The following is a 1,057-nucleotide window of genomic DNA, read 5'->3' as shown; positions in this document are numbered from 1 at the left end:
GCATTATCCTATAAAGAATTACAAAATTTCAATTTTAAATTTGGAATTATCATATACAATTGACATTTCTCTCTTTTTTCAAGTGTCAAAGTCTCTTGCAAAAAACATGGAAAAACTGTATAATCAGCATTAGCAGGCGGAGTTATTGGTAGTTGTTTTTTGTTGTCTCTGAGCCGCTTGTAAGCCTGTTTAAGTTAGGCTTAGATGCTCATTATTTTTCCTTGTAAATATAAGCTCTTTGGAGATGTAAGTGTGACAGAGTTAAATATTTGTGATGTAAAAGAAGTAAAGACTGGATTGCTGTCCTCGGAAAATATAAAGGATATGCTCAGTAATTCTTCAGAATTAGCTTGTATTTGTCATTCAAGTAATCCTATGTTACTGGGATCTGGAGCATTACTAAAAGTAAATACCATTGTGGGTGTATCTGATGATTCGCAATTTGAGAATGAACTAAAAAAGGTCAGATCAATAGCTAATCTTGCATATGCGCCTGATTCTATGATGGATTTATCTTTTGCGTCTCTTGAAAAACCATTATGGAAATACATGGTAAAGCTGAACTAGTAAAAAACAATGTCAGTGTATGGACAACTAGAACGCCGTCAGATACCAAATTAGGGAAGTTTGTTAGGCAGATTGCAGAAACAGTAAAATGCAAAAGTTTAGCCTGTCTTTTTGCCGCTGATCGTTATAATATTTTGGATACAGAGATAATACCGAATTTATTAGAAAAACGAGTTGTTATCATAGATAGATATGTTTTATCCTCGTTAATATTACAGCGTTTAGACAATGTAGATACAGATTTTATACTTTCAATTCACAATCATTTAATTATGCCAGACCTTCAAGTTGTTGTTAATGCGAATGAGAGTATTATTCGCAGTCGCCTTAATAAACGTAAAAAATTATTATCACGTTTTGAAGAAGGAAATCGAACATCAGAAGAATTCAAATATTTGTCCGAAGGAATAGAAATATTCCATACTCTTGGGATACAAACAGTTACATTTGATAACTCAGGTAACTTTACCGAAAGTGTTTCATCTATAAC

Annotated in this window: 2 protein-coding genes; both read left to right on the top strand. The window is 32.5% G+C overall.

Features of this window, described 5'->3' with window-relative positions; translation table 11 throughout:
• The first annotated feature begins 252 nt into the window (after positions 1–252).
• Positions 253–567, top strand: a complete 315-nt coding sequence (locus ACYVTD_RS13690; RefSeq protein ID WP_461248286.1) for a phosphomethylpyrimidine synthase ThiC — start codon at positions 253–255, stop codon at positions 565–567.
• Positions 540–1,057, top strand: a 518-nt coding sequence (locus ACYVTD_RS13685; protein ID WP_461248285.1) for a dTMP kinase, incomplete at its 3' end; no start/stop codon positions are given. The genes ACYVTD_RS13690 and ACYVTD_RS13685, both read left to right, overlap by 28 nt.

It is taken from the genome of Treponema sp. R6D11, from assembly GCF_054786075.1.
Note: the sequence above shows the minus strand (reverse complement) of the source record. Positions and strands in the feature narration are given on the sequence as shown.